Genomic DNA, 7,246 nt, shown 5'->3' on the forward strand with positions numbered 1-7,246 from the left:
GCTCTTTCTCCAGTTTTCCATATTCATAATGCCCTTCTATCTCAGGGCTTTAGGTTATGATATGTCATCAATGGGCATTTTTAAGCGAAGAAGTTGGGGAAAACTCAGGCATCATGCCTTCTCCATAAGTTTTGGACTTGGCACCATCTTCAATGCTCTGGGAGTTCTTGTAGCTGGATTTGCCCCCGATTTTCTCATGGAAAACTTTGGGATAAGTCCGGGGATTGCCTATAGACTCGTCATAGCACTTGCGCTTCTGCAGTTCATCCTCGTGATACTGCTCTCTTTGTCATTGAAGATGTGCCCGTTAGAAACCCCTGCATAAAATGGAGGCGTGAGTTACTAGTTAAAATCCTGAAGTTTTCCCTCCCAAGTGCTCTTATATGTCTTGGAGCAGGGATAACGATCCCATATATGAGTCTCTACTTTAATCTCCGCTTTGGTCAAACTTTGGCAGTCATAAGCGGTGTTTTCTTTGCCCAACAGCTTGTGATGGGCTTTGGAACTTTTCTCCTTCCTCTAATAGCGGATAAGATAGGCAGTGTAAGGACAATCGTGAGCTTTAACGGTGCCGCAACCGCTTTGATAGCCTGCCTCCCTTTCATGCCAACTTTCTTGCTAGCCGCTCTCATCTACACGATCAGGACGATTTTGATGAACATAGTAAATCCAATATGGGATGCGTTCATGATGCGCTTCTTTAGCGGGGAAGAGAGATCCACTGCCATAGCACTGAGGAACTTTTCATGGACTTCAACATTCGGGATAGGGCAATACCTCGGAGGGGCTATATTTGATCGTTCCCTGGTTATCCCCTTCTTTATAACGGGCTTCCTATACGGGCTCTCAATGGTCAGTTTCTGGATGTTCTTTAAAAAGGATGAGTGAGAAAAATTAACCGGCTTCAAGCATCTCATCGCTGTCTGCATCCCTTATGCTGTAGTGAAGGTTACCGTAGGCATGAAGGCTTCTCAAAGATTCCTCTTCTGTCCCTATGATGATGAAAATCAACTTATCGCTGCTCCATGGATTTCTTATGACCTCAAATACTCTTATACTGCCTTTATATGTCTTCCCGCTTATCTCGCTGTGCACTTCTTCCCCACTCACCTTTATGTCCATATAGGCTTGGAGCTCTTTCAATAGGCTGCTGTTTGAGAGAACCACAAACACAAGGTTTTTCTTTAAATCCCCCTCATTTACCTGTTTCCCGGGAATTGCCTCTATTTTGAGGCTCTTACCTATTTCACCCGCCAGGGTAAGGGCAGCACTGCTGTTACCATCATAAATTATTATCCCTCCCTCCTCTGAGAGCTTCTCCACGAATTCCCTAACCGTTGGCCCTGTTTCAAATTTGACTTCTTTACCCCCGTTCGTCCTTTCATAGACCTCTCCAATAACCTTGGCAAGTGCCGGCATAAAATCATCAAAAGTTCTGTATTTGGCCCTGCTGGGTACGTATTTCTCCACGTATGCCTTGTAAACATCATCTATGAAATGAAAGCCGCTTGCTTTTTCCATTGCGAGACGGGTTTCTGCAGCAGCCTCTCCCTCGGTTTCCTTTATATAATAGGCTTCAAATGCCCTAACTAGGGTCTCATGGAGCATGTTTTTGAAATCTGAATATGCCATGCCCGCCATCTTCTCCTTTACCGGATTGTAGAGGGATTCATAGGGTTTGAAAAGCTCGTAATTTCTATCAACAGCAGGATTGACAAAGCTATGGGCGAATTCATGAACGAGAGCCGGGCAGAATCTGGGAATTCCTTCAAAGCGGTCTAGATGGCATATCCCAAGGAATCCGTAGATTTCCTTATCCTTTCCTTTACCAATCCATCCGCCGAAGCTATGGCGGGCTAAGGCAGTTTGGAGAACTATGTACCATCCTTTGGGCTTTTCTCCGAAGAATTCCTCCTCAAACTTCGGAATATCTGCCAGATTCGGATTTTCTTTGAGGAACTCCTCTATTGTCCTGTTGTAAAATTCCAGATGCCCATTGTAGAACTCCCAGAAGTTGGTTTCTTCCGCAAACTCCTTCACGGCATCTGCGAACTCATTTAACTCCTTCTCGGCCAGCCAGGGCCTGTCCCTGAGCATATCACTCCAGTTCCTCTCAAGTTCAAAGGTTTCAGGGTTCAGATGAATGGCAAATCTTGGAATTGCATCATAGGTGAGCCCGTTTTTAGAGAGTTTCCTCACCATCTGAACAGCTTTTGCATCTTTATACCTTCCAAAATACTCATCCACCCCCATTACGTATCCATATCCATCCACGGAAAGTTTCTCGGGAGCCACTCCCGTTTGATGGTACCATCCCGAATCTGACAGCCTGTAAATTATCTCCACCAGCTCAACCCTTGGGTCTATGAGAACGTAAACATTTCCCGATATTTTCTTTGACGCTATTTCCATCTTTTGATGGGGAATACTGGAGGGTCTTGGGGTTTTCTGGGTCGATGTGCAGCCGCTTCCGATGACCATAAGAATTACGAGGAATATAACTATCGGAAGTTTCTTCATGGCACCACCATATATAATAAGCCACCGGATTTTAAAATCTTTTTGAAGACGCCCGGAGCATAACCTAAAAATAGAATGAGGCATAGACTTAATTGGTGGGAGCATGGAGGCACTTATAGTTGTTGACATGCAGAGGGATTTTATGCCCGGAGGAGCACTCCCGGTGCCCGAAGGAGACAGAATAATCCCAAAGGTGAATGAATACATAAAAACCTTCAAGGAGAAGGGGGCTTTGATTATCGCAACACGCGACTGGCATCCACCAAATCATATGAGCTTTAAGAAATACGGGGGGATTTGGCCTCCCCACTGCATTCAGAACACAGAGGGCGCCGAGTTTGTGGTGGAACTACCCGAAGACGCCATAATAATATCAAAAGCGGATAGACCGGATAAAGAGGCATATTCCGGGTTCCAGGATACAAATTTGGCGGAGCTCTTGAGGGAGAGAGGCATTAAAAAGGTTTACATATGCGGTGTTGCAACGGAGTACTGCGTAAAAGCCACGGCTCTAGATGCGCTGAGGGAAGGCTTTGAGGTCTACCTCCTGAAAGATGCCATTAAAGGCATAAAAAAGGAAGATGAGGAGGACGCCTTGAAGGAACTCGAAGAGGAAGGGGCTGAAATTATAATTCCTTAGTATTCATTTTCTTCCATTCCCTAATCAGTGTTGCAACTAGGTTAAAGACTATCGGACCGGCTATCAGACCTTTTACCCCAAAGGCCATCGCTCCTCCAATCATGCCGAGGAGAACCATTGTCGAATCAAGCCTGGCATCCTTTGCGACGATTCTTGGTCTTATAGTATAATCCGGAAGAGGAGAAACGAGCGAAAATCCATAGATTGCCAGCAACAGACCCCTGAAAACGAACCCCTGTTTTATTAGATATATTGAACCTATCAGCCATATCATCCACCCTTCGAAGAGTGGGACGAAGCTGAAGAGTATGGTAAATATTCCCGCGGTTATAGCTTCTCCCAGTTCAGCTATCCCAAATATTAGGAATCCCAGAGCCATGAATATTCCCTTTGCGATATTCAATAGAAGCCATGATCTGATTAATGCTTGAAGTGTTTTATCCGTGCCTTCTATGAGGCTTTGGACGAGCTCCTCGTTCTCCCGTGGAAAGAATGTCGGTATTGCCTTTGAGACCTCACTTGAATTGGCGAGGAGGTACTGGAAAACTATAAGAAATATCAGGGTTTGCAGGAGGTATTTCGGAAGGGAAAGGGTATAATTGAGGATGTATTCCCTTAGATAAGGAAGGAGCTGGTTTTGGATATCCCTAATGGTCTCCTCAACACCCGGCGGGAGGGGAAGGGTGTACACCCAATCGAAGGTAAGCATGGTGTAGGAGTATGCGGAGCTCAGCACGCTGCTCAATGTGAGGACGAGAAGAACCGCTGTCCCGAGGGCTATGAGGAGGAGAATTATTGTGAGTACCATGGAAGACCAGAATTCTCCCATCCTCTCTGAAAATCTTCGGTGAAGCGGTAAAAATGCATAGGCTGCTATGGCACCAAAGAAAACTGCGGAGAACATGGGCTGGAGCATCTTCCACCCCAGATAGATTATTATCGAAGCCAGTGCCACCCATAGGATTATGTTGCTCCTTCTCATGCTCTTTAATATGTCGGGCAAAGAATTAAAACTTATCGCGGAAACCTATGTTGGGGATAGAAATGGAAGAGGAGATGCTGGCAAAGATCAATGAGATGCTTTCTGCTGGTGCCAGAAATTTTGAAGAGAAAAACTACCAGATGGCATTTTTAAACTATTTAAATGCCCTCCTGAGCATAGGCTCCTATTTGATCTACAGGGATCTGGGCCTTCTCTATCCTCCCGAGGGAGCATTGGGAATGATGCGGGTAAGATATCCCAATATCTATGAAATAGTGCTCAAATACCAGGGATATCAGCTCTCCATAGCCAGTGTGAGTGAGGATGTAGCCCGGGAAATAAGGGAGGATACTCTGAGAATTTATGAGAGGGAGATTAAAGGCTGACATCTATAATTTCCGCTCTCTGGTGCTCCACTATCTTTTTCGGGCTTATCTTCATGAGTTTGTCTATGCTGCCTCCCCCTCCGATTACATAATCATTCTCGAGAACCTTTGGATCGACTATGGTTCTAAGCGCTATTCCAACAGGAGGGATACCTCCGACTTCGTATCCTGTGAGCTCCTTAACTTCCTTGGGCTTTGCCAGCCTAACATCTCCAAAGATGTTCTTGAGTTTTTCAAGACTCACCTTGGAATCCCCGTCAACTATAACAAGGAGAGGCTCTTTTTCGCTTATAAAAATCAGGGACTTGATTATCTGCTTTGGGGCGGATTTCGTTTCCCTAACTGCCTGTTTCACAGTTTTTACAGGTTTTCCGATATTTAAAATTTCTCCACCGAGCCTGGATGCAAGTTCCTCAAGGTTCACACAACCACCGGATAAAATTGATGTTTTCATAACTTAAGGTTTTTGGGGGTTGGAGAGGGCACCCATAATGGCCCTCAAAGCCGTATCTCTTTTATCATTTTGACGACGAAGGTTTTTCCAATCTTTTCCCTTGTGATGAGCTGCTTTTTCTCGAGTTCCTGGATAATGCGGCTTATTGTGGGTCTTGAATATCCCGTTGCCTCCGGCAGATCTTCCTGCTTTACGGTACCACCCGCCTTTAGAATGGCTTCCACAACTATGCGCTCCTTCTCAGTAAGAACCTCCACAGGGACTACATTGGCGCTCCATCTCTTCTTTCCATAGTAAACCACTATCGGGATTGAAACCGCCAGAGCTATCAGGGCACCTATCAATGTGTACGTGTAGGGGGATTTTGGCTCCTCTTTGTGGAGGGGGAGGGGCTCGACATTCTTTCCATACCAGTAAACGGTATATCCCTCGCTTTCAAGTTTCTCCTTTATGGTCGGGGATAATCCCGCACCCACCATTATGACCTGTTTGACTCCAAGCTTTTTGAGACCCAGCTCGGCGGGCTCGGATAGATCATTCTCAAGGGTCAGGAGTATGGGATAATTGTACTCCATCGCAAATTTGGCCGCCGCAAGGGCTGATCCATAGTCCAAAGCGCTCGCCAAAAAGACGGTATCGGCGTGATCATAAAAATGTGTGGCAAGTTTTTCGGCGGTTTCCGTTCTATAGTCTCCTCCAATTCTCTTTGGGTTAAACCCCAATATCATGAGCTCATTTTCAACTTCAGGACTTATGGCTTGAGCATTTCCTACAATTAGGGCTTCTTTCCATCCTATTTGAACGTAGGAATAGAGCTGTGCTTTCGTTTGCTCATCGAGCTGGGTGGGGTTCACGGGAAGAATTGGAACTTCGAGCTTAGCCGCATAGGGGAGAGCTATTATATAATCAATCAGATTATCATTCCTTACGATTATAATGTCGTAATGGGGTTCTTGAGCACTCACCAGACTTAAGGGAAAAATTGATGCAATCAGCATTCCGAGTACAAAGAGCATCCTCTTATCCAACGCTATCCCTCCTTATAGGGATTAAGAAAAAGTACTTAAAAGCTTTTTTAGAAAAAAGCGAAAAAGTCAAGCTTCACCCCTGAATATGTGCCCGTGGGACTTGTTGATATGCCTCACATAATCCTTGCCCTTCTTGAAGATCATGCCGCATTTTGGGCATTTGTAGAAAATCTCACCATCCCTGTCATGGACTTTAAGTGCCTTCAAAACCGCCACCCCCTTGGGGCTATGGATGGCGGGCCCGCCGGGATTCGAACCCGGGACCGCCGGCTTAGAAGGCCGGCGCCCTATCCTGCTAGGCCACGGGCCCTCGAGCTTAAATCGAGGTAGGACATTTATAAAGCTTGCGGTTATTTTCTCCCATATCGTCAGGAAAAGGAGAATTCTTTCGATAATGCCTAAAATGCCTAAAAGGGAGTAAAACTACACCCATACCACAATTATTCTAAAAGTATCATCCTCTCCCGAGCTTTGATTTAATCTCGTGGAATAGGTCATCTTCCCCAAACTCTCCTCTGAGCTTTTCAAAGTTCTCCCGCAGGCGTGGAAGTCTCCCTTTAGAGCGCCTCAGCATCTCATTCCCCATTTCAATTGTGAATGCAAGGTGTTCATCCGTTGATAAAACCTTACCATTCTTTCCCAGAGGGGCGGTTAGATATTCGGTGCCGTTTATCTCCACCAGAACTTTATCTCCCTTTAATGCTCTGAATGTGGTGTATTTAAAGCCTGAAGCTAAGCCAACCTCATGTATCCTTTTTGCGGTTTTGATGTCTTGGGCAACAACATGAAATATGGGAGGCTGGCTCTTAAGAAAAATCATGCCTTCCCTCGCATTTCCCAGGGCTTCCTTTGCCTCTTCAAAGGTAATAGGGGAGTGTTTCTTTATAAGCCATCTGCTCAGTGGCTTGGAACCCAAATAAGGCTCTTCCAGTATCCCAATCCTTCCGGAGCATGAGGAGGTAGTGTGAATGCCTCTGATTGAATTGATGAGCATAAGGAGGTCGGTTATATCTTCGTCCACCCTTCTCTCCCTCAGAGCCATGAAGAGGCTTGCAAGAGCTTCCCTCTTCGCTCTCATTGAACTCACCCCTGCTCGAATTAACTTACGAAAACTTTATAAATCTATGCCAATGAGTTAGAGTCGGCTTCTAAAATGGCCGGGGTGGTGTAGCCTGGTTAGCACAGGGGACTGTGGATCCCCTAGCCCGGGTTCAAATCCCGGCCCCGGCCCCATCA

The 7,246-nt window shown here is 45.8% G+C and carries 8 protein-coding genes, 2 tRNA genes and 1 pseudogene; 4 read left to right on the top strand and 7 right to left on the bottom strand.

All coding sequences use genetic code 11. The features are described from left to right. Positions 1 to 888, top strand: a pseudogene (locus ACXJGZ_RS07180) (MFS transporter); the annotation flags it as partial. 6 nt (positions 889 to 894) lie between these two features. Here the strand turns inward: ACXJGZ_RS07180 and ACXJGZ_RS07185 are convergent. After that, positions 895 to 2,520 (bottom strand): DUF4932 domain-containing protein, encoded by a 1,626-nt coding sequence (locus ACXJGZ_RS07185; RefSeq protein WP_456398821.1) that lies wholly within the window; start codon positions 2,518 to 2,520, stop codon positions 895 to 897. Between the two features lie 103 nt (positions 2,521 to 2,623). Here ACXJGZ_RS07185 and ACXJGZ_RS07190 point away from each other — a divergent pair, with 103 nt between their 5' ends. Continuing rightward, entirely contained in the window at positions 2,624 to 3,160 is a 537-nt protein-coding gene (locus ACXJGZ_RS07190) for a nicotinamidase (protein ID WP_456398823.1), read from the top strand. Here the strand turns inward: ACXJGZ_RS07190 and ACXJGZ_RS07195 are convergent. Beyond that, the gene (locus ACXJGZ_RS07195; RefSeq protein ID WP_293254095.1) at positions 3,147 to 4,142 is read right to left on the bottom strand and encodes an AI-2E family transporter; all 996 of its coding nucleotides are present in this window, start codon (positions 4,140 to 4,142) and stop codon (positions 3,147 to 3,149) included. The genes ACXJGZ_RS07190 and ACXJGZ_RS07195 overlap by 14 nt on opposite strands. Positions 4,143 to 4,204: 62 nt before the next feature. Here ACXJGZ_RS07195 and ACXJGZ_RS07200 point away from each other — a divergent pair, with 62 nt between their 5' ends. Then, positions 4,205 to 4,528, top strand: coding sequence for a hypothetical protein (locus tag ACXJGZ_RS07200; protein ID WP_456398825.1), 324 nt, complete (start codon positions 4,205 to 4,207; stop codon positions 4,526 to 4,528). Here ACXJGZ_RS07200 and ACXJGZ_RS07205 read toward each other — a convergent pair. The 5 genes from ACXJGZ_RS07205 to taw3 all read right to left on the bottom strand — a co-directional run bounded on the left by ACXJGZ_RS07205 (position 4,518) and on the right by taw3 (position 7,088). Next, positions 4,518 to 4,952: an aminoacyl-tRNA deacylase gene (locus tag ACXJGZ_RS07205; RefSeq protein ID WP_456321123.1), complete on the bottom strand. Its 435-nt coding sequence runs from the start codon at positions 4,950 to 4,952 to the stop codon at positions 4,518 to 4,520. The genes ACXJGZ_RS07200 and ACXJGZ_RS07205 overlap by 11 nt on opposite strands. Positions 4,953 to 5,026: 74 nt before the next feature. Next, positions 5,027 to 5,998: a cell wall-binding repeat-containing protein gene (locus tag ACXJGZ_RS07210; protein WP_456321127.1), complete on the bottom strand. Its 972-nt coding sequence runs from the start codon at positions 5,996 to 5,998 to the stop codon at positions 5,027 to 5,029. A 78-nt stretch (positions 5,999 to 6,076) separates the two neighbouring features. Continuing rightward, on the bottom strand, positions 6,077 to 6,226 hold the full coding sequence (locus ACXJGZ_RS07215) for a DUF7128 family protein (protein WP_293254105.1): 150 nt from the start codon (positions 6,224 to 6,226) through the stop codon (positions 6,077 to 6,079). 17 nt (positions 6,227 to 6,243) lie between these two features. Further along, positions 6,244 to 6,320 (bottom strand) — tRNA-Arg (locus ACXJGZ_RS07220). A 144-nt stretch (positions 6,321 to 6,464) separates the two neighbouring features. After that, the gene (gene taw3, locus ACXJGZ_RS07225; RefSeq protein ID WP_456326141.1) at positions 6,465 to 7,088 is read right to left on the bottom strand and encodes a tRNA(Phe) 7-((3-amino-3-carboxypropyl)-4-demethylwyosine(37)-N(4))-methyltransferase Taw3; all 624 of its coding nucleotides are present in this window, start codon (positions 7,086 to 7,088) and stop codon (positions 6,465 to 6,467) included. Between the two features lie 78 nt (positions 7,089 to 7,166). On the opposite strand from taw3, the gene ACXJGZ_RS07230 reads away from it, so the two are divergent. After that, positions 7,167 to 7,243 (top strand) — tRNA-His (locus ACXJGZ_RS07230). Positions 7,244 to 7,246 lie beyond the last annotated feature (3 nt).

The organism is Palaeococcus sp. (in: euryarchaeotes), assembly GCF_053987695.1.

What these genes read in the sequence shown, in the direction of transcription:
- ACXJGZ_RS07185 (WP_456398821.1), bottom strand. Translation starts at nt 2,520, where the DNA reads ATGAAGAAACTTCCGATAGTTATATTCCTCGTAATTCTTATGGTCATC.
- ACXJGZ_RS07190 (WP_456398823.1), top strand. Translation starts at nt 2,624, where the DNA reads ATGGAGGCACTTATAGTTGTTGACATGCAGAGGGATTTTATGCCCGGA.
- ACXJGZ_RS07195 (WP_293254095.1), bottom strand. Translation starts at nt 4,142, where the DNA reads ATGAGAAGGAGCAACATAATCCTATGGGTGGCACTGGCTTCGATAATA.
- ACXJGZ_RS07200 (WP_456398825.1), top strand. Translation starts at nt 4,205, where the DNA reads ATGGAAGAGGAGATGCTGGCAAAGATCAATGAGATGCTTTCTGCTGGT.
- ACXJGZ_RS07210 (WP_456321127.1), bottom strand. Translation starts at nt 5,998, where the DNA reads ATGCTCTTTGTACTCGGAATGCTGATTGCATCAATTTTTCCCTTAAGT.
- taw3 (WP_456326141.1), bottom strand. Translation starts at nt 7,088, where the DNA reads ATGAGAGCGAAGAGGGAAGCTCTTGCAAGCCTCTTCATGGCTCTGAGG.